Genomic DNA, 23,044 nt, shown 5'->3' with positions numbered 1-23,044 from the left:
GGCCGAGGAGGCGGAGGCCGACGGCGACGTGGAGATGCAGCTCCAGGCGGCCTCCGCGCACACCGTGCCGGGAAGCGTCCGGCTGCTGGTGCCGCACTACCGCACCCGCGTCCCCGCCCCCACCCCGGCGCCCGCCCCCCGCCCGGGCCATGTCATCCGGCAACCGGTCACCGACGGCGGGGCGACGGACGACCAGCGGCGCCTCGCCCTCGTCGACGACCGCGGCCGCCCGCTGCCCGGCCTGACCCGGCTGCCGGAAGGCGCGCTCGTCGACACCTTCCGGGGAACCACCGCGCTGATGGAGGCCCTGCGGAGCATCGTCGCGGGCACCTACCCCGGCAACCCGGGCCGGGGCCGTGTCGGGCGGGCGGTCCAGCGCGCCTCCGCGACCCTGTCCGGGCTGGCCACGGAGACCGCCCGGCGGGGCTCCGCGGTGAAGGAGGCGCTCCCGGCGCCCCTGTCCGGCGCCGTCAACCGGGCCGGCTCCGCCGTCAACTGGGCCGCCACCCCGGTGATCTGGGCGGCCAGGACGTCCACGGACGGCGTCGCGGCGACCTACAAGTGGACCTCCGTCGCCGTGGCGGGCGCCTCGTTGAACGACCGGGGCACCGTGGCGGCCGAGGCCCGGCAGGACGCGATCAGGCCCGGCCAGCTCATCTCCCGGGCCCAGCAGATCCTGGGCGGCGCCTACGTGGTGGAGGGGCTGACGCTGCCCGGCATGGCGGCCGACCAGGTCATGATGCTGGAGATCACCGGCTACCTCTCCAACCCCCGCCGCCTGGGCTCCGAATCGCTCTACTCGGAGCAGGACGTCATGAGCGGGGACACCGCCGGACGGCAGCGCGGCGTCGGCGTCACCCACCAGGGCAACCTCCAGGTCACGGCGTTGCAGTCGGCCCCCACCCCGCCCGATCTGCTGGTCCACCAGGCCAACCCGGGCGGCCGCTACTCCCAGTCCCGCCGCACCGACGCCACCGGCACCGTGGGCTCCGCCACGAAGATCACCCACGCCACGGAGTTCAGCGGCGACACCCTGTGGATCGGCAACGACCTGACGCTGCTGATGACCGTCAGGTGGGGGGTGCGCAACATCGCGGGGAACACCGTCGGCCTGGGCGCCTACGCCCCGGTCACGGTCGCCGTCGATCTGCCGCGCGCCGTCACGTACCTGGCGCCCGCCCAGGCCGTGGCCCAACTGGCGGCCTGGTTCGCGGGCATGCCGGGCGTCCCCGCCCTGACGCCGAACCCGCTCGACGTGCCGCTGCCCGACCGGTACGCCCGGACCCGCCAGTTGGGCAAGGCGATCGTCATGTCGGTGACCCAGCTCGACGGCACGGCCCAGCGCCGCGAACGCCGCGACCGGATGCGCCGGGAGCTGACCGCCCTGGTGGAGAACGAGGCCCCGGGCGTCGTCCGCCCCGGCCACGCCTCCTACCTCCCCGGCGTGGCGACCGAGATCGCCCGGGTCACCGAGCCGGCCGCCCTGCGCGCGCTGCCCGGCCGGGGACCGGGCGGGCAGGTGCGCTTCCACTTCCTCCACGTCGCCTACGGCGGGGCACGCCTGGTCGAAGTGGCCCTGACCGCCGAACCGGTGCTCCAGACGCCCGCTCTGCGCGGCCTGCGCGGGCGCAGGGCGGACGCCGGCACCGGCCTGGAGCAGGTCGACACCCACACCCCGCAGTCCAGGGCGACCACCTCCGGAACCACCACCACCCGCCAGGGAACCGCCAACCTGGTCTCCCGCTATCCCCGCCCCGGCGCCACCGGGTGGACCGACCGCGAGGGGCCGTCCCTGGCGGTGGCCGAGACCCGGGCCCGTACGGCCCGCTCCGAGGTGGCGACGGAGGACCGCTTCTGGACGCGGTCGGGCAGCGTCGCCGACTTCACCGTCGACTACCGCTACACCGCCACCGTCCGCTCCCAAGTCGTGTGGCAGTGGCCCGCCAACATCCCCGGCGCCCTCTTCCAGGCCGGACTGCTCAACCTGTCCGGCCTGGACGGGGACGTGGGGCAGCGGACCCGCGCCTGGATCGGGCGCCTGCTGCGCGGCCGCCCGGTCAGCCGGGTCTCCGTACCGGCGGCGACCGCCCTGCGCTTCGTCGCCTCCGAGGCCGACCGGCCCCGCCGGCACGAGGGGCCCCGACCGCCCGCGCTGCTCGGCCGCGACCCGCTGCTGCTCACGGCGGCCGACGCCGCCGCCGAGGGGACCACGCCCTTCCCGCAGGGCGTCCGCCTGGAGACCACCGGCCCGACGCCGGTGTACGACTACAACGCCGCCCCGCAGCTGACGCAGGCGCTGCACGACGTGGACCCGCGTATGGCCGCCTCGTGGGGGCTGCCCGCCAACGCCTCGGCGGAGGCCCTCGCCGCCCGGCTCGCCGAACTGGTCCAGGCCGGCGAGATCAGCCTCGACCCCTCCCGCACGGCGGCGGGCCTCACCGACAGGATGCCCGGCAGCTGGCCGGTCGAGAGCCCCGACACCGCGCCGTCCCTGCGGATATCCCTGCACAACCCGCGACCGGTCACGGAGGCGGGCGACGTCGCCATCGACCGGGTCCGCCGGCAGAACCGCACCTCGGCGACGACCTCGTCCGCCGCCGGCTCCTTCGTCCTCAACCAGCAGGGCTCCTACAGCCTGGCCGACGGCAACCGCCACATCCTGGGGGTGACCTTCCCGCTGGCGGCGCAGCAGCCCCACGCCCTCTCCTCGGGCGGCAACACCTCCGCCTTCTCCTTCAGCCGGCTGCGGACCGGGGCGACCAGCGATCCGGCCGACCGGCGCATCCCCCGCACCTACGAGACCCTGGTCGACACCGTCATCGAGGTCAGCGGCCCCGGCGGCGTCCGGTACGTCACCGGCAGCTCCACCACCCGGCTGTGGGAGCGGGACGTCCTCGGCTTCGGCGTCACCCCGGCGCGACCGGGCCCGCGCGTCTACGACCTGCCCGCGATCCTCGCCGCCCAGGGCGCGGACGACCTGCGCGACTGGGCCCGGCACCCCGTCACCGACCTGCCGGACGTGCTGGCGGACGCCATCGACGCGGACGACGCGTCGGCGGAGCTGTGGCTCGCGCTCGGCCCCGACCCGGACGGTACGCGGCTGGCCCGCGCCCTGTTCGTCGGCTCCCTCACCGCCGCCCGGGCCGGGAAGCCGGTCGAACTGGTCATCCGTACCGGCGGGGGGCTGCGGATCTGGCCCTTCGCCGCCGACGGCTCGCTCACCGACACCACCGCGGCCACCGACGACGCCTGGCAGAACGTGGCCGACGCCATCGGCGTCCACCTCGACGCCGTACGCGCCGAGGCGGCGGCCCGGTACCGCGAGGGGCGGCTGACCCGGCGGCAGCCGGGCGCGCTCGCCGCGCTGGACACCGCCCACCGGGCGCTGGACACCGCCACCACCGCGCACCGGGACGCCGACCGGGCCCACACGGACGCCCGCCGCGCCGCCGCGACCGCACGGACGGAACTCACCGCGCTGCGGGGCCGGATCACCGAGGCGCGGGCGGAGATCGCACGGCTCGACACCGTCGCCCGGGACGCCCGGGCCCGGTACGACGACACCGCCGACGAGGAGCGCCTGCTCCACGCCCGGTGGCAGGAGGCGCGGGCCGAGGTGGCACGGCTCGAAGAGCTCGTCGCCGATCCGGAGTCCGATCCGGAGTCCGATCCGGAGGCCGCGCCGGACGCCGCCCCGGACGCCGATCCGGAGGGCCCGGCAGGACAGGCGGCCCTGAACGCGGCGGTCGAACGCGCCGACGCGCTCCGGGACCGGGGCCGGGCCCTGCACCAGCGGCGTCAGGACGCCCTCGACGAGGCGGACACCGCCCGCGAGGCGGCGCGGGAGCTGCGGACCGGCCTGGAAGGGGCCCTCGGGCGGGAGACCACGCTCGCCGGGAACCTCCGCCGCGCCGAGGAGGACGCGGCCGAGGCGGACCGCGTCCTGCGGCAGGCGGACACCGCCCTGCGGCGGGCGACCGGGGCGCGCGACGCGATCCAGGACCAGCTCGACGGCATCGAGGCCGAACTGACCGAAGTACGCGAGGAGCTGGACGAGCAGGGCCGCCGCCACAGCCAGGCGTGGGAGGAGCTGCCCGCCCTCACCGACGCCCTGGACACCGGCCGCCGCGCCGAGGGGCTCGGCGACGGCCCGTCCCTGCGCGGCACCGTCTCCTCCACGCCCGCCCGCCCCACCCGCGCCGGCCGGCTGCGCGGACAGCCCCTGCCCGCCCCGCCGCCCGAAACACCCGCCCCGGCCCCGGGCCCGAACCCGGCCCCTGCGACGGCCCCGGCCACGGCCCCGCTGCCCCCGCCCCGCCCCGACCTGCCCGCGGCCGAACGCGCCGCACTGGCCGCCGAACTGGCCGCGATGACCGAGGACGAGCGCACCTCCCGGCTGCTGCCGCTGTCGTCCGCCGACCGGGAGGCGCTGGCCGCCGACCGGGCGCTGACCGCGCGGCTGCGCCGGACCCTGCCCGCCGAGGAGTTCGCGCGCACCGCCGCCCTCCTGACGGTCGACGTGCCGCCCGGCGTGGACCTCCCCGTCTCCGCGGGCATCGAGGCGCGGGCGCAGGTGGCCCGGATGCTGCGCTCGCCCGCCGTGGCGGAGCGCATGCTGAACGAGGGCGCGCGGATGATCGTGGTCCCCAAGGACGCCGCGACCACGTCCCTCGACGCGTTCGGCGCCCTGCGCGGCGAGACGGACGAGAACGCGCGCTCCTACGACGTCCTGCGCGGCGTCGAGGCCGGCGGGCTGGTCGCGGTCGGCGAGGAGAACCTGCTGGGCGACACCACCGCCGTACCCGGCTCGGGGCTGTACGCCGACGGATACTCCGCCGCCACCCACGAGTTCGCGCACGCCCTCCACCGCCACGGCCTCACCGACGAGCAGCGCCGCCTCGTCACCGAGGCGTACCACGACAAGGTGCTCGCGGGCGGCTTCGCCGCCTGGCCCGACGGACCGCTGTACGACAGCACCGGAACCCGCCGCAACTACTCCGCCCGGAACGAGTTCGAGTACTTCGCCCAGCTCACCAACGCCTACCTCGGCACGAACACCGGCACCGACCCGTACACCGGCCGTCCCCGCAACAACGGGGCGAAGTGGGTCCGCCGCCACGAGCCGAAGCTGCTGCCGCTCCTCCGCGAGCTGTACGGACCCGACCCGAAGGCCGGCCACCCGTGGGGCGCCAACCCCCGGGCCGAGGACGACGCCTGGGCCGCCTTCCGCGCGCTGTGGGACGAGACCGGCGGCGCGTACGAGCCGCAGCCCCACGCACCCGTCCCCGCGCCGCCCGCCCCGCCCGTGCCCGCCCTGCTCAGCCGCCCCCGGCTGACGGCGACGGCCCGCCGGATCGCGGGCCCCGCGCCGCGCCACGGCCTCACCGTGCCGCGGTGCCTGGTGCTACTGGGCGCGCTGCGGGAGGCGCTGTACCCGGGCGGTGTCCGTCCGGCGGTCACGGTCGACGACGCCGTGCTCGGCGGTACGGCGCCGGCCTCCGCCCTGGTCCCGGGGCCCGGCTGGAGCCCCGTGGGCGCGTGGGAGGCGGTGGCCCGGGCGGTCGCCGCCCAGGGGCCGGGCGCGGCGGCGTTCGTCCTGGCACGGCGTCAGGGCGACCTGCTGGGCCACGCGTGGGCCGCCTACCACCTCGGCGGCTTCGACGGCGTGATGTGGCTGGACCTCTCCGCCCGCGACGGCCGCCACCTCTCCTCCGCGCCGCCCCCGGTCGCGGCGTCCGACGCGCGGGCGGTCGTCGTGGACCCCGCCGGACGGGCCGTCGAGGACGCCCTGCCCGCCTTCGCCGCGTCGTCGTCCATCCCGCACTCCCTGGTGGACGCGGCGACCGGACGCGGTTACGGCGCCCTCGGCCTGGAGATCGAACGCCGCCTGGTCTTCGTGATCAGCGGCATGGGCGACGTCCCGGCCAAGCAGGTCCTGGCCACCGCCCCCGGCTTCTCGATCGTCACGGACCACGCGAGCGTCACAAGGACCGCCGACGGCCGCCTCCACCTGACCCTTCCGCCCCTGGCGCCCGGCGACCCGAAGCCCCAGCAGTTCGGCTACCTCATCGGCGAGATCGTCGTCGAGCCGATGGCCGTGCTCCCCGGCGAGCGGCGGCAGTCCCCCGAGGAGACGCTGGAGCGGCTCGCGCGCGTCGAACGGGCCCTCGACGCCCGCGACGAGCCGGGCGCCGCCCCGCAGATCCCCCTCGCCGACCTCCTGCCGGCCGAGGACGACTGGACGGTCACCGCCCTGGGCGGCAGGGCCCTGGTCGGCCGGACCCCGGTCCGGACGGACCGCGCCTACGTGCAGCCCACCACGGGCTTCCCCGCCCTGGGGCTGAGCGTGCTCCAGGACCGGGCGGTGGACCGGCTGCCGAAGGGCGCGATCGGGGCCGTGGAGGCGTCGGGCCGCGAGTTCGCGATGAAGGCCACCGCGGACTTCGTCCGCGCCGTCACCGGCCGGACCGACGTGCCCGACGTGGTCGTCCCCTTCCTCGCCCCGGTCCCGGACGTCGACGACCTGTGGGGCTACCTCCGGTTCGCCTACGCCCACGTCGTCGCCCGGCCGACCGGGGTCATCCTCAACCAGGGCCCGGCCGCGTTCATGGTGAAGAACGGCCTGGCGGTGGCGTCGCGCCCGGCCCTCGACCGGGTCCTGCGGGCGCTGCGCCCCCGGGCCAGGGACTTCCTCGACCGCCACCACGACGGCATCGGCGCGGGGCTCGCCGCCACGCTCGGACGGCTGCTGGAGCTGTACCGCAGGACGATCACCCCGGACCGGCCCCTCTTCCCGGGCTACTTCGACGCGACGATCGGCGACGCCCCCTCCGCGCGCGAGCACACGACCGCCGTGCTGACCGGCCGCACCTCCGAGGGGAAGGCCGTCACGCAGAAGCAGGTGGTCGACATGGACGACGACCGGTATCCGGTCCTGGACACCGACGACGGCCGCCTCGACCTCCCGCTGGTCCTCACGGAGCTGCGCCACTTCGCCTACGACGGCGAGCAGTTGATGACACCGCAGGAGATCCGGCAGGCCGTGGCCGAACTGTCGCAGCTCAGCCGCGAGGCCTACCGCCGGGCCCTCGCGCAGCGGGCCCCGCTGCCCGACGACGTCCTGACCGCGTCCCTGAACCGCGTCCTGGACAACGAGGCCGTCCGCGGGCTCGCGCACTTCGTGCAGATGGTCCTCATGGCCGGCCTGCCCCAGCCCTCGGGCCCCACCCGCCGCCTGATGCCGGTGGGCGAGAGCCAGCGGATCTCCCGCGCGCTGGGCGAGTACGCGCTCGGCGCCCCCCTGCCCGCCGACCACCCCCTGCACCGGTCGCTGCGCACGGCGGTCCAGGAGGCGGCCGACGCCGTCGACACGCTTCCCCCGCCGCACCGCCCCAGGCTCCGGGCCATGGTCACCGCCGCCCAGGGCGCCCTGGAGATCCTGGCCGACCCGGAGCGGACACCGCCGCCGCTGGAGTGGGCGTCCGAACTCGTCGCGATGGACGGCTCCCGCGTCCTCCTGGACCGTGTCCTGGTGGTCCGGCACCGCACCCCCGACGGCGCCCCGCTGGGCACCTCCTCCCGCCCCGACCAGGAGTGGCGGGACGCCCGCCGGCAGACGTACGGCCTGCTGCCCGAGGTGGTCGGCTTCACCTACGTGCGCCCCGGCCCGGTGGCCCTGGAGAGCCCCGTCCAGAACCTGCCGTTCCACGACGCCTACCTGGTCGGGCTGCGCGGCGGGCCCGACGCCGCCGCGCTGGCCCTCGACGACGGCACCGACGCCGTCGTCGACTACGCCCGGATCGTGGACTTCCTCTTCGCCTCCGACGGCCATCTGACCGCGCTCGCCCCCGAGCGGCCCGTCCTGGTGACGGGGGCCGACCTGGCGGGCCCGCCGTCCGCCGACCCGCTGGAGACGCCGCCGGCCGGCCAGGTCCTGGCCAACGGCCTGGGCCACTGGATCTGGACCACCGGCAGCGGCATCGAACCCGTCCTCGCCCCCGGCGACGGGCCGACCGGACCGCGCTGGCAGCTGGCCGAGGGCGACTGGTGGGCCGCGTTCCGCCCCGAGCCCACCACCCCCGAACTGGCCCGGTGGGCCGAGCGGATCACCGGCGACCGGGGCCGGGCGCCGGACGTACGCCGCTGGGTCCGCGCGATCCGGCTGGTCTACGGCCCCACCGTCGACGACCAGGGCGCCGCCCTCGCCACGCTGCTCCAGGGCTTCTGGGCCCTGGAGCGGACCCGCGCGGCCAATGGCGTCACCACCCCGCTCACCTGGGGCGACCTGCGCACCGCGATCAGCGCGTACTTCGCCGCCAACGGCCAGGTGGAGCCGCCGCTGCCGGTGGCCCTGCAGTTCCTGCTGCTCTCCGCCGCCGGAGCGGTCGGAGTCGACCTGGAGCTGTCGGGAACGGCGATCACCCCGCTCCACCACAGTGTGCGCGCCTGGGACACACCCGCCGCGGGCGGCGTCGTCGAGGACGTCACCGACCGGGACGAGGAGATGTCCCTCTTCGCCCCGGCCCCCGCCGCACAGCCGCCCGTACCGGCCCCGGCCGCGCCCGCGTCGGTCCCGGCGTCGGACGCGTTCACCGGGCCGGGCGACCCCGTGCTCGACCCGAAGACCAGGATCACGGGACCGTCCGGAAGCCCACAGGGCCGCAACTGGACCCGGGCGAGCGTCAGCCGGGTCCTGCCGGGGACCCTGCGGACCATCGAGACGCGGCCGGGGGCCGCGCCGAAGGTCGTCGCGACCGGCCCGGCCCCGTGGCCTGACACCGCGTACGTGGTCAGCGCGGACGGCGAGGACGGCCGGGTGCTGCTGCCGGACGGCCGGGAGCTGGGCCCGGAGGCGGTCGCCGACGCGCTGGCCGCCGACCCCGAACTGGCGAAGCTCCCCAAGAACGTGCCCGTCGTCCTCGCCGTTCCCTACACCGGCGACCGCTACCAGCGGACGCTGCAGGCGGTGGCCGACCGGCTGGACCGCACCGTATGGGGCCCCAGCGGGGCCGGCCGGATCGTCCCCGACGGGTCGGGCGCCCACGTCCTCGCGCTGCTGGACCGCGACGCCGACGCCCCCGTAGGGGACTGGCTCGCGGTCGAGCCCTCGACCGCGACCGGGCCCTACCTCGACCGGACGTGGACGGCGCTGGACGGCACCGTGTTCCGCGACAGCGACGTCCTCACCGTGCCGTTGACCGACGAGGACCACCGGCACTTCGGGCGGCTGGCCGTCGAGCAGAAGGACGGGCTGCGGCGGCGGGCGCAGCGGCTCCGGAGGTTCCGCACGCTGCGGGAGCTGTCGCACCGGCTGCCCGCGGGCACCGACGCGGGCACCGAGAACGAACCGGTCGGCTCGGAACCCGTCTCCATGGACGCGGCCGTCTACGTCTACGCCGGCCACGGCGAACCCGGCCGGATGCACCTCCCGCTGCGCGACGGCCGGACGGTGTGGCTGGAGAAGCGGGACGCGGCGGCGTACATCGCGGGCCTCCCCGAGGTGCGGAAGCTGCCGCCTGGCCACCGCATGCACCTGGAGGTCTGCTGGAGCGCCTCGGACGGCGACCCGCGCCGCCAGTACCCCTACCTGGGGGAGACGCCCCACGTCGACGATCCGCTGGAAGACGTCCCCCTCGACCAGGCGGTGGCCAACCTCACCCGCCGGGAGACGGACGGCTCCACCCGCCAGACCGGCTTCAACGACACCCAGCGCATCGCCCTGGCCTCGGCGACCGGCGAACGGGGACGCAGGGTCCTGCGCCGCCCCGAACCGCTGGGGCCCGCCCTGGACGCCCTGGCCCGGGACACGGGACTGCACCGCGGCCCGGACCCGGTCCCCCCGGAGACGCGGCAGACGATGCTGCGGCTGGTCCGGGCGGTACGCACCGTGTTCGGCACCACGTTCGAGGACCACCGGGGCGGGCCGGACGGCCGGTTCGAACGGGTCATGAAGGGCATCGTCGCCCTGGAGCGGATGCGGGCGAACGACGGGAAGATCGCCCACCTCACCCCGTTCCGGCTGGACCTGCTGGACTTCTTCGTCCAGGAGCACACCGGGCGGGCCCCCGACCCGCGCGGGTACGTGGCCCTGCTCGACTTCGCCGCGGAGCGGATCGACGCCGACGAGAACGCCGGGCTCACCGACGCGGTGCCCGCCCCGTCGCTGGAGACCGCCCTCGGGCAACTGGCGGACAAGGGCGAGCAGATGATCCGCCACGTGCAGTCGCTGCCCGCCCCCGCCCCGTTCACCCCCCGCCTGATCGCCTCGACCCTGTGGGCCACGGCCCGCGCCGCCCGGCTGCTGCGCCCGATGACGCCCGCCGCCCGCGAGGCCATGGGCCGCGAGGTGCTCCACCTCGACGCCGCGACGCCCTGGGACCGTTCGCGGCAGGAGTCGCTGTGGGCGCTGCTGACCCGCACGATCGCGGAAGGCGCGGACCCCGGCGACCAGGACGTGCTGGCCGCCCGCCACCTCGCGGAGAGCGGCGCGTTCTCCCCGCCCGCCCTGCTCAGGCAGGGGGCGAACGTCCAGGGGGTCAACTGGTCCGGGACCGCCATGCCCGCCGGGGTCGACTGGGGCAGCGTGCGGCAGATGGTGTTCGGACCCCAGGGCAGCAGCATCCGCCCGGTGCCGCCCGCCTGGACCGGCCCGCACAAACCGATGCCGATGCTGAACGTCGTGGAGGTCGACGGGGCCGGGCGGATCGTGCTCCACCTGCCCGGCCGCGCCCCCCTCCCCGTGACCGAGAACGCGTTCCTGGCCCTGCTGGAGAGCGACCCCGCCCTGCGGACCCTCCCGCTGAAGCACCCCGTGCTGTTCCTGACCACCGGCCCGGGGGCCCTGAGCCCCCAGCTGGTGCAGCGGTTCTCCCGGCGCACCGGACGCCCCGCCTACGGGTACAGCGCGCCGATGATGCTCTCCTCCGGCGACCCCGCCGCCCCGCTCGCCATCCTCGCGCTGACCGACCCGGCCACCAGGGCCCCGGGCGTCTGGACCCGCGCGGCCCGGCAGACCGGCGCCGCCCCGGCCGCGTCCGGCACGGGCGACCTGACCGTCTTCAGCCCGTCGGACCGGAAGGCCGGCCGGCTCCCGGACCTCGCCTCCCTGAGCATCGGCGGGCAGGACGGGCCCCCGGCCGGCTCGCTCCTGTCGCCCGGGACGCTGATGACCAACGCCTCGGGCGCGCCGCGCGGACGCAACCTGACGGACCAGAAGGTGCGCCGCCTGCGCATCGGACGCGTCCGGGTGTACGAGGAGCGGCCGGGCACCCCGCCCCAGGAGAAGGCCGGCGCGGACGAAGCCGCACCCTGGGGCGACTCCGCGTACGTCGTATGGGGCGAGAGCGGCCCGGACGGGGTGCGGTTCCCCGGCGGGCACGCCCTGGACGCGGAGAAGCTGGCGGCCGAACTCGCGGCCGACCCCGAACTGGCGAAGCTGCCCGGGGACGTCCCCGTCGTCCTGGCCGTCCCGTACCTGGCCAACCAGCGGTACCTGGCCTACCTGCGGGCGGTCGCCAATCTGCTGGAGCGGCCGGTGTGGGCGCCCAGCGGCGACGGCCGCCTGGTGCGCGACAAGAAGCGCGAGCACGTCCCGGCGCTCATCGACCACGGGCCGGACCAGCCGCTCGGCTCCTGGGTGCCGTTCCGGCCGACGAAGGCGGTCGCACCGCTCCCGGACCGCGCCTGGACGGCGCTCGACGGCACTGTCTTCCGCGACGGCGACGTCCTCACCCGGCCCCTGGTCTCCGACCGGAACGAGCGGTTCGGCCGGATGTCGCACGCGGACGACGTCCGGGGCCGCGAGGAGCTGATGCGGTCCTACCAGCGCGCCGGGAAACAGGTCCACCTGATGGCGTCCGGCGGCCGGACCGCCCTGATCGGCGAGGAGCCCCGCACCCCGGACCCGGCGGCGTACGTGTACGTCGCCCACGGGCTGCCGGGCGGCCTGCAACTCGCCCTGGGCGACGGCCGGACGGTGTGGCTGGGCGCGGCGGACGGCGGACGGTACATCGGCGGACTGCCCGAGGTCGCCGAACTGCCCGAGGGCCACCGGATGAAGCTGGAGGTCTGCTGGAGCGACGCGGCGGGCAACCCGGCCCTGCCGCAGCTGGACAACCGCCCGGCGCCCGCCGTCCAGGACCCGCTGGAGGAGGTCCCCCTCGCCCAGCACACGGCGAACGTGAGCCGCCGGGTCACCGAGGGGGCGCTGATGAGCAGCGGCTTCCACACCGACGCCCACATCCTGCACGACGCCCCCGGCGGAGTCGTCGGACGGCGCAGGTGGGTCGTCCCCGAGCCCCTGCCGCACGAGCTGGACGAGATGGCCCGGACCGCCGGCCTGCACACCGACGACGGGGAAGCGCCGCCGCAGGTGCGGGCGACCACCCTGCGCCTGGTGCGGGCCCTGCGCCTCGTCTTCGGCCCCGAAGCCGAGCAGGACAAGGCCCTGCACGCCCGGCTGCTGCGGGGCATCGGCGCCATGGAGACCCTGCGCGCCAACGACGCGGCGCTCAGCCGGTTCACCCCCTTCCGCATGGAGCTGTGGACCTTCGTCGCCCAGCGGGCGGCAGGAAGGAACCCGGGCCCCGACGACTACCGCAAGGTCCTGGACCTGGCCGCCGGACTGCTGGAGCGGAAGCCGGAGGCCGCCCTCGGCGAGGCCATCGGCGATCCGGCGATCCAGCACGCGGTGCGGCAGGTCACGCAGTTCGGCGAACCGCTCGTCCGCAACGTGCTGCGGCAGCCCGAGAACGTCCCGGTGACCAAGCGCGCCGTGACGCGGGCCTTCTGGGCGATGGCGGGCGCCGCCCGGCAGATGGCCGGCCGGGACGACGCGTTCACGGAGAAGCTGGGCCGCCGGGTCCTGCACCTGTTCCCCGACGAGGAGTGGGCCCCGGCGCGGAAGCAGCAGCTGTACACGCTGACGGCCCAGGCCGTCGCGGCCGGGCTCGACCCGGCGGACTTCTTCACGCTGGCCGCCTTCCAGCTCGCCTCCCGGGGCGCGTTCGGCCCCGCCCACCACCTCCGGGCCGGGGAGGCCTTCCAGGGGTTCAACTGGAGCGGCGGTCCGGCGCCGGCCGGGCTCGACCTGCGGGTCGTGGGCCGGCAGGACACCGGGGACGACGGCGCCCCGCTCCAGCACTTCCGCGCGCCCTGGGCCGCCGAGGGCGAGCCCGGCGACGCCATGGTGGTGTGGACCGACACCGACGCCGAGGGCTTCGTGGTCCTCCACCTGCCGGGCATGCGGCCCCTGCGGGTCGCCGACCGCGAGTTCCTTGCCCTGCTGGACCTGGCCCCGCCGCTGCGCACCGTCGCGCTCGCCGTACCCGTGCTGTTCGTGCTGTCCGGCGCGGGCAGCGGCGCGGGGCGCGCGGCCACCCTGTCCGAGGCCTTCTCCGACCGCACCGCCCGCAACGGCTGGTCTTACGGCGGCGCGTTGACGGTGGCCCCCACCACCCCGCCGCCGGACGGCGCGCCCGCCCCGCTGCGGCTGATCGGGCGGCCCGGCACGGCGGGCGGCCGGCAGGGCGTCTGGCACAAGGCGTGGCTGCGGGGCCTGAACTCCAGCGTCCTCGTGCCCGCCCCGTACGGCGACGCCCTGTTCTCCTCGCCGAAGCCGCCCGCACGGCCCGCCTCCGTACCGGACACGGCCCCGCCCACCGCCCCCGCCGCGCCCTCCTCCACCGCGCTCACGGCGCCGCGCAGCCTGACCGGGGTCGAGGCCCCCGTACCGCCGCCGCTCAGCCGCGCGGAACTGACCGCGCTGGTCCCCCGGGTGACGGGCCGGGAGCCGCTGCGCGGCCTGACGGCCGAACGGTGCCTGGTCCTGCTGGGGGCGCTGCGCGGCGAGCTGTTCCCCCGGGGCGTGCGCCCGGCCGGAACGGTGGACGACTCGGTGATCGGCGTACCCGTGGCGGAAACGTCGCTGGTGGCGGGCCCCGGATGGCGCCGGGTCCGGTCGTGGGACGCGGTGGCCGGGGCGGTCGCCGCCCAGGGCCCGGGAGCGGCGGCCTTCGTCCTGGCACGCCGTCAGGGAGCGGCGACCGGGCACGCCTGGGCGGCCTACCACCCGGGGGGACGCGGCGGCGTGGTGTGGGTGGACCTGGCGGCCGGGCACGGCCGCCAGGTGTCGTCGCTCCCCCCGGCGGTCGCGGCGTCCGACGCCCGGGCCGTGGTCGTCGGCCCCGCCGGGCAGGCCCTGGCCCACGCGCTGCCGGAGTTCTCCCCGTCCTCCTCCACCGCCCTCGCCGGGCTGGACGCGGCGGTCGAGCCCGGCTACGGCGCCATCGGCCTGGAGGTCGAGGAACGCCGCGACCTCTTCCTCGACATACCCGGCCGCCTCACCTCGACCCTGGTCCTGGCCCACGGCCCCGGCATCACGCTCGTCACCGACAGCCGCGGCTTCTGGATGACGGCCGACGGCCTCCTCCACGTCGACGAGCCGCGGGTGGCGCCGGGAGAACCGCGCCCGGTGCGGCGGAACTTCGTCATCGGCGAGTTCGTCCTCGACCCCATGGCCGTACTCCCGGGGGAGCGCCGGCAGTCCCAGGAGGAGGGCATGGCCCAGTTGCAGCGGGCGCGTGCCGTCGGAAGGCTGCCGGACGAGCGGCGGGCCGCCGTCCCGCTCACCGAGATGCTGGGCCCGCTCGGCGGCTGGACGTTCACCGAGACGGGACTGAAGACCGCGGTCAACCCCGCCCCCGAGGGCTTCGACCGGACCGCCTACGGGCAGCTCACCCTCGGCTACCCCACCGTGGGCCTCCGGGAGCTCCAGGACATCGCCCACCAGCGGCTGACCGTCCCGAAGTTCGAGACCGCGATCGCCGGCGCCCGGAGCTTCGGCCAGTCCCTCATCACGACGTACGCGAACCACATCCTCGGCACGCCCGCCGTGGAGAGCCACATCGCCCCGTTCCTCGCGGCGATCCCGGAGATCGACGAGGTGTGGGGCTACGGCTGGCTGGGCTTCCAGAACGTCGTGGCCGCGCCGATCGGCGATGTCTTCGACCACGCCCGCCCGCCGGGCGCCGACCCGGAGCTGATCAAGAACCTCCTGCCCGCCGCCTCGCGCAACGCCCTGGACCGGATCCTGCGGGCGCTGCGCCCCCGCGCCCGGGCGTTCCTGGACGAGCGCCACGACCAGCTCTCCGCCGAGGCCGCCGAGCAGTTGGGCAGACTGCTGGAGTTCTTCCGGCACCGGCTGGCCCCGCACCTGCCCGCCGACCCCGCCTTCTTCGACACCGCGGGCACGGAGGTGCCCACGCCCCGCGAGCACTGGACCGCCGTCCTCACCGGCCGCACCTCCGAGGGCGAGGCCATCAGCCAGCGCTACGCCGTCGGCATGGACGACGGCGACTACCCCACCCTGGACACCGACGACGGCCGGCTGGCCGTCCCCCTGGTCCTCGCGGAGCTGCGGCACTTCGGCTACACCGGCCAGTTCATGACGCCCGAGGAGATCCAGCGCGCCGTCACCGAGCTGTCCGCCCTCAGCCGCGCCGCTTACGAGCGCGCCCTCGGGTCCCGGGCCCCGCTCCCCGACGACGTGCTGCGCGAGTCCGTCCGGCGGATCACGGACAACCCGGTGGTGCAGGGCGTCGCGGGCTTCCTGGTGGTGGCGGCACGGGCCGGCATCCCGCAGGCCGGCGGCCCCACCCGCCGGCCGCTGACCGAGTGGGACGGCCGGGCCGTCGCGCTGGCGCTCGGCGCGTACGCCCTGGGCCGGCCGCTGCCCGCCGACCACCCCGCCCACCTGGCTCTGCGGGCCGCGCTCGTGGAGGCGTACGAGCTGCTGCCGAACATCCCCCCGGGCGGGCGGACGAGGGCCCGGGAGATCTTCGACGCGGCACGCGGCGCCCTGGCCGTCCTCGCCGACCCGGCGCAGACCCCGCCGGTCCTGCCCTGGTACGCGGAAGTGGTCGCGATGGACGGCTCCCGCGTCCTCCTGGACCGCGTGATGGCGGTCCGGCACCGCGACGCGCGGGAGACCCCGGTGGGAACGTCCTCCCTGCCGCTGCACGCCTGGCAGGACGGACTGCGGCAGACGTACGGCCTGCTGCCCGAGGTGGTCGGCTTCACCTACGTGCGTTCCGGCCCGGTGGCCCTGGAGAGCCCGGTCCAGAGCCTGCCGTTCCAGGACGCCTACCTGGTCGGGCTGCGCGGCGGGCCCGGCGGCGCGCTCCTCGCCCTGACCGACGGCACCGACGCGGCGTTCGACTACGCCCGGATCGTGGACTTCCTGTACGCGGTGGACGGGGACCTCACCGCGCTCGCCCCCGAGCGGCCGGTCGTGGTGACGGGGGCCGACCTGGCGGGGCCGCCGCCCTTCGACCCGCTGGAGACGCCGCCGGCCGGCCAGATCCTGGCCAACGGCCTGGACCGCTGGGTCTGGACCACCGGCAGCGGCGCGGAAGCGTTCCTGGTGGCCGCCGACCACCTGGGCGGACCGCGCTGGCAGTTGGCCGAGGGCGACTGGTGGGCCGGGTTCCGCCCCGAGCTGTCGAGCGCCGAACGCGGCCGGTGGGCCGAGCGGGTCACCGGCGACCGGGGCCGGGCGCCGGACGTACGCCGTTGGGTCCGCGCGATCCGCCTGGTCTACGGCCCCCTCCTGGAGAACGACGCGAACGCCTTCGAGGCGCTGCTCCAGGGCTTCTGGGCCCTGGAGCGGACCCGCGCGGCCAATGGCGTCACCACCCCGCTCACCTGGGGCGACCTGCGCACCGCGATCAGCGCGTACTTCGCCGCCAACGGCCAGGTGGAGCCGCCGCTGCCGGTGGCCCTGCAGTTCCTGCTGCTCTCCGCCGCCGGAGCGGCCGGGATCGACCTGGAGCTGTCGGGGAAGGCGATCACCCCGCTCCACCACAGCGTGCGCGCCTGGGACACACCCGCCGCCGGCCCCGCCGGCCCCGCCTTCTTCGCCCCCGCGGGCACCGCGCCCACCGCCCCGGCCACCGCGCCCGCCGCCGCGTCGACCACCGCCGCCCCGCCCCCGGCGTCCGGCACGTTCACCGGGCCGAACGATCCGCTGCTGGCCCCGAAGACCCTGCTGACCGGCCCGTCCGGGGACGCGCAGGGCCGCGACTGGACCGGGAGAAGCGTCAGCCGGGTCCTCCCGGCGACCCTGCGGACCATCGAGACGCGGCCGGGGGCCGCGCCGAAGGTCGTCGCGACCGGCCCGGCCCCGTGGCCGGACACCGCGTACGTGGTCAGCGCGGACGGCGAGGACGGGCGGGTGCTGCTGCCGGACGGCCGGGTCCTGGACGCGGAGGCGGTCGCCGACGCGCTGGCCGCCGACCCCGAACTGGCGAAGCTCCCCGAGGACGTGCCCGTCGTCCTCGCCGTCCCCCACACCGGCGACCGCTACCAGCGGACGCTCCGGGCGGTGGCCGACCGGCTGGGACGCACCGTGTGGGGCCCCAGCGGGCTCGGCCGGATCGTCCCGGACGGCACCGGCGACGCCCACGTCCCGGTGACGATGGACCCCGACCCCGACGCGCCGGTCGGGGCATGGGTGTCCGTCGCCCCCTCACCGGCGTCCGGACCCTACGCCGACCGGACGTGGACGGCGCTGGACGGCACCGTGTTCCGCGACAGCGACGTCGTCACGCGCCCGCTCGCCGACGAGGACCACCAGCGGTTCGGCAGGATGGCCGTCCACCGGCAGGACGGGATGCGGCGGCGGGAGCACAACTTCCGCGCCCTGCGCAGGATGCGGCAGCTCGTCCACTGGACGCCCGCCGGCGCCCGCGCCCAGGAGACGGCATCCGAACCGGTCTCCATGGACGCGGCCGTCTACGTCTACGCCGGCCACGGCGAACCCGGCCGGATGCAGCTCCCGCTCCGCGACGGCCGGACCGTCTGGCTCGGCAAGCGCGAGGCCGCCGCGTACATCGCGGGGCTGCGCGAGGTCCGCGAGCTGCCGCCGGGCCACCGCATGCACCTGGAGGTCTGCTGGAGCGCCTCGGACGGCGACCCCGCCCACCAGCAGCCGTCGTTCGCCCCCGTCCCGCACGTCGACGACCCGCTGGGCGACGTCCCCCTCGACCAGCACGTCGCCAACCTGACCCGCCGCGAGACCGACGGCTCCACCCGGATGACCGGCATGGACGCCACCCGGCGCTCCGCCATGGGAGCGGCGAACGGGGAGCGGGGCCGCAGGATTCTGCGCCGCCCCGAACCGCAGGACGCCGAGCTGGACCGGCTGGCCCGCGAGGCCGGCCTGCACCGGAGCCCGGACGACGTGCCGCCCGAGACCCGGGAGGCGACGCTGCGGTTGGTACGCGCCCTGCGGGCGGTCTTCGGCAACGGGATCGAGGACGACCGCTCCACCCCCGGCGGGCGCTACGAGCAGGCGCTGAAGGGCATCGGCGCGCTGGAACGCCTGCGCGCCAACGACACCGCCATCAGCTCCTTCACCCCGTTCCGCGCGGACCTGTTCGACTTCTTCGTCCGCGAGCACACCGGCCGGGCCCCGGACCCGGCCGGATACCGGTCCCTCCTCGACCACGCGGCCGCCCGCATCGCGGCCGACCCCGAGGCCCGGCTCACCGACGCCGTACCCTCGCCCGCGCTCCAGATCACCCTGAAGCAACTGACGGGCGCGGGCGAGCAGATGATCCGCCACGTGCAGTCGCTGCCGCCCCGGGCGGCCTTCACCCCGCGCCACGTGGCGTCCACCCTGTGGGCCACGGCACGGGCCGCCCAGCTCTTCCGCCCGATGACCGCCGCCGCCCGGGAGGCCATGGGCCGCAAGGTCCTCCACCTCGACGCCGCCACCGCCTGGGACCGGACCCGGCAGGAAGCCGTGTGGGCGGTGTCGGCCAAGGCGATCGCACGGGGCCTGGACGCCGCCGACCACGACCTGCTCGCCGCGTTCCACCTGGCGGAGAGCGGCGCCTTCGCCCCGGCGGCCCTGCTGCGGCAGGGGCCCAACGTCCAGGGCGTCAACTGGTCCGGCGCCACCGCCCCCGCCGGGATCGACTGGGGCGCCGTGCACCGCTCCGACGGGACCACCGCCCACCGGCTCACGCCGGAGTGGACCGGCCCCGGCAAGCCCATGCCCGTCCTCACCGTCATCGAGGCCGGCCCGTCCGGCGCCCCCGTCCTCCACCTGCCCGGCCGCGGCCCCGTCCCCGTGACCGAGGACGAACTCCTGGCCCTGCTCGACCTGGCCCCCGCGCTGCGCACCCTCCCCCTCGGCATCCCGGTGCTGTTCCTGACCACCGGGCCGGGAGCCCCGAGCCCGGAGCTGGCGCCGCGGTTCTCCCAGCGCACCGGACGCCCTTCCTACGCCTACAGCGCCCCGATGGCGCTCACCGCCCCCAGCCCCCGGGCCCCGCTCGGCATCGTCACCCTGCCCGACCCGAAGACCGGCGCCCCGGGCCACTGGACCGCCGCAGCCCGCCGGTTCACCGCCCCGGCCGCCCCCGGCCGGGACCATCTGACCTTCTTCGGCCCGCCGACCCCGGCCGCCCAGGGGGCGGACCCCTTCCAGGACCCGGCCACCGTGCTGCGGGACGACGCCGGGGCGGTCCTCGGACGCGACCTGACGGGAGCCTGGACCGACCGGGTACGGACCGACCGGGTACGGGAGGTCACGGACGGAACGGTCACCCGGGAGCCGGACGAGCCCGCCCCCTGGGGCGGAGAGGCGTACCTGGTGGGGGACCGGGCCCTCGACGCCCGGGGGACGACCCCGGAGGCGTTCGCCGAGAAGCTGGCCGGGGACCCGGAACTGGCCGCGCTGCCGCCCCGGGTGCCGGTGGTCCTGGCGATCCCGTACGCGGGCTCGCAGTACCTGGAGTGGGTGCGCGCGGTCGCCGCCCGCCTGGGCCGGCGGGTGTGGGCGCCCAGCGGCGACGGGCGGCTGCGCCACGACTCCGCCCTCCGGGCCCGCATCCCGACGATGACGGTCCACGACCCCGCCGGCTGGCACGGCGACTGGGTGCCCTTCGACCCGCCCGCGACGCCGGCCCCCTTCGAGGACCGGCAGTGGACCTCGGTCGAGGGCAGGACCTTCCGCGACAGCGACGTGGCGACCCGGCCCCTGGTCTTCGACCGCCGCGAGCGCTACGGCAGGGTCTCGGTCGGCGACGACCTGGACCAGCGCGAGAGGATGCTGCGCGGCCTCTTCCACCGGCGGCGGCGCGTCCACTACGCGGCCACCACCCTGGGCGACCAGGTCGTCGGCACCGAGCCGTACACCCCGGACCCCGCCGTCTACACGTACTACGGGCACGGCTCCCCCGGGGCGCTGGAGATCGTCCTGCGCGACGGCTCGACGGTATGGCTGAACGCCGCCGACGGCGGGCGGTACATCGGCGGACTGCGCGAGGTCCACGAGCTGCCGCCCGGCCACCGGATCGGCCTGCAGGTCTGCTACGCGGCGTCGCCGGGCCACCCCCTCGACCAGCCGCAGGAGGGCCGCCCGGCACCGCCCGTGGAGGACCCGCTGGACGAGGTGTCCCTCATCCAGCACACGGCCAACGCCAGCCGGCTGGAGGTCGAGGGACCGACCCTGACCGCGGGACTGGACGACGACTCCTACCTGCTGGAGGACACCCCCGGCGGCGTGGTCGGCCGCGTGGTGCGCGTCCGGCCCGAGCCGACCGACGCCGAACTGGACCGCCTGGCCGCGGTCGCGGGCCTGCACGGAGACCCCGGCACCGTGCCGCCGGAGGTCCGGGCGGCCACGCTGCGGCTGGTCCGCGCGCTGCGCCTGGTCTTCGACCACGGCGTGGAGGACGACCGCTGGACGCCCGGCGGCCGGTACGAGCGGGTGCTGAGGGGCATCGCCGCGCTGGAGACCCTGCGCGCCGACGACCCCGGCATGCGGCGGTTCACCCCGTTCCGGATGGAGCTGTGGACGTTCCTCGCCCGGCGCGTGGGCGGGGACGCCCCGGGCCGCGACGCCTACCTGGGCGTTCTGGACGCCGCCCGGCAGCAGATCGACCGGCACCCCGGCAGCACGCTCACCGGGATGCTCCCGGACACCGCGCTGACGTACACCGTCGACGAACTCTCCGGCGGCGAGGGCACGGCACTGGTCCGGGACGCGGTGGGGCTCCCCGAACCCGTGACGCCGCGCCCCAGGGACATCGCCCGCGCCTTCTGGGCGATGACGGCCGCCGTCGACCTGGTCCTGTTCCGGATGGACCCGGCCCAGCAGGAGAGCCTGGGCCGCCGCGCCCTCCACCTCGCGGACACGGACCCCTGGGACGAGGAGACGACGGCGGAACTGACGTTCCTCGCGGTACGGGCCCACGCCCGCCGGATCGACATCGCCGACCCGCACCAACTCGCCGCCCACCACCTCCGCGAACTGGGCGCCCTCCGGCAGATCCTCACCGACGGGACGGAACCGACCGGCTACAACTGGAGCGGACGCCCGGCCCCGAACGGCGTGGAGAGCGCACAGTGGTACGCGCGGGTCAAGGCCGGCGGCGACGTCCTCACCCTGCCCCACCCGGCCCCGTGGAGGTCCACGGAGCCGGGCGGGGCCTCCCTGGTGATCTGGACCGGGGTCCGGGCGGACGACGGCGGCATCGTCGTCCACCTGCCCGGACACGCCCCGCTGCCCGTTCCCGACGAGGAACTCTGGGCGCTGCTCGACCTGGCGCCGCTGGTGACGGACGCGGGGGTCGACGTCCCCGTCGTCTTCCCGATGGCCGGCTTCACGGACGGCGACGCCCGGCGCACCCAGCCGTTCACCGACCGCACCGGCCGCAGCGCCTTCGCCTACTCCGGGCCGCTGGACCTCGTCGAGGACGACCCGTTCGACCCGCTGCGCATCACCGCACTGCGGGAGAAGAAGCTGGGGCAGTGGTCCAGGACCGTCTGGAGGCCCCGGCGACCGGCCCAGGAGTCCGCGACGGGGGCGCCCGGCCCGGCCGTGAAGACCGGAGCGTCGCCGCGGATCACCGAACTCCCCGGTTCCACCGAACTCCCCGGTTCCGCCGAACTCACGGACTCCGCCCAGCCCTCCGAGCCCACCGGAGCCGCCCGGCCCGCCGCCTCCGCGGGCGAGGCCGGGGCCGGGCAGGGCGACGCCTCCGCGCTCCGCGAGCGCTTCCGCCGTACCGGCCCGGACACCGCCGTATTCGACGGGACGGCCCTCGCCCTCCACGAGGCGCCGGAGGAGGGTGAACGGGCCGTGGAAACACTGCTGTTCGCCGTGCGCCCGGTGGCGGGCGGCGCGCTCGGGGAGGCGGGCGCCGGAACGGCGCAGGAGTTCCGCGCCTGGCTGGCGGGCGAGGTCACCGACGACGACGTGGCCGGGCAGGAGATACGGCGACTGGCCGCGGACCGCGATCTTCCGCTGGCCCTCCTGGACCGCGTCGGGGCCTCCCTCAGCGTCTCCGTACGCACGGAAGCCATGCTCCTGGGCGACCGCATCCCCGCGTCACGGGTGGAGTTGAGCCCCGTACAGCGGCTGAGGGTGCTGCTCGCCGACCCGTCCCGCGGTGACGGGGCGCCGGCCCTGCCGATGGGCCCGCTCGCGGCGGCGACGGCACGCGGGCTCGGCGTGACGGTGGCCGTGGCGGGCCCGGACGGCGAGGTGACGTACCACGGCGAGCGCACCGCCGGGGCCCCCACCGCCCTGCTGGTGCTCGACGGGGACCGCCACCTGGCCGGAATCCCCGAGGGCCCGGACCGCCCACCGGTCGCGACCCCGGAGGAGCCCGGCGGCCCGCCCACCGACGCCGCGGCACGGCTGAGCCAGGTGGTGGAGGCCCTGGCCTCCGCGCCGGAATCCGTCCTGGCCCCGCCGCCCCCGGGGCCGGGGGAGACCGCGCGCCCCGAGCCGGCCCGGCCCCGAACGGCTGGTCCCGAGGCCGCCGCGTGGGAGCGGCGGCACCACGCCGTCCTGGAGGACGCCCTGCGCGTCCTGGCGGCGCTCGGACCCGACTTCCCTTCCGGTTCCGGGCCGCTGACGGGGGATCGGCTGGAACTGCTGGTCAACGCCTGGTTCCGGGCCCGTGACCAGGACCCCTCCGGCAGCCTGACCGACCGCATCCGCCGCATACTGGACGACGTCCGTGCCTGA

1 protein-coding gene (running past one end of the window) is annotated in these 23,044 nt (G+C 76.6%); it reads left to right on the top strand.

Annotated elements, in window-relative coordinates:
- On the top strand, window positions 1-23,044 hold the 3' portion of the coding sequence (locus tag AMK24_RS16980) for a lonely Cys domain-containing protein (protein WP_143203715.1). Its footprint begins 8,540 nt before the window's first position; 23,044 of the gene's 31,584 nt are visible here — the last part of the coding sequence; the start codon falls outside the window, past its left edge; its stop codon occupies window positions 23,042-23,044.

The organism is Streptomyces sp. CB02366 (assembly GCF_001905905.1).
Taxonomy (GTDB): domain Bacteria; phylum Actinomycetota; class Actinomycetes; order Streptomycetales; family Streptomycetaceae; genus Streptomyces.
The sequence above is the reverse complement of the archived record's forward strand: the minus strand, read 5'-3'. Positions and strand labels throughout refer to the sequence as shown.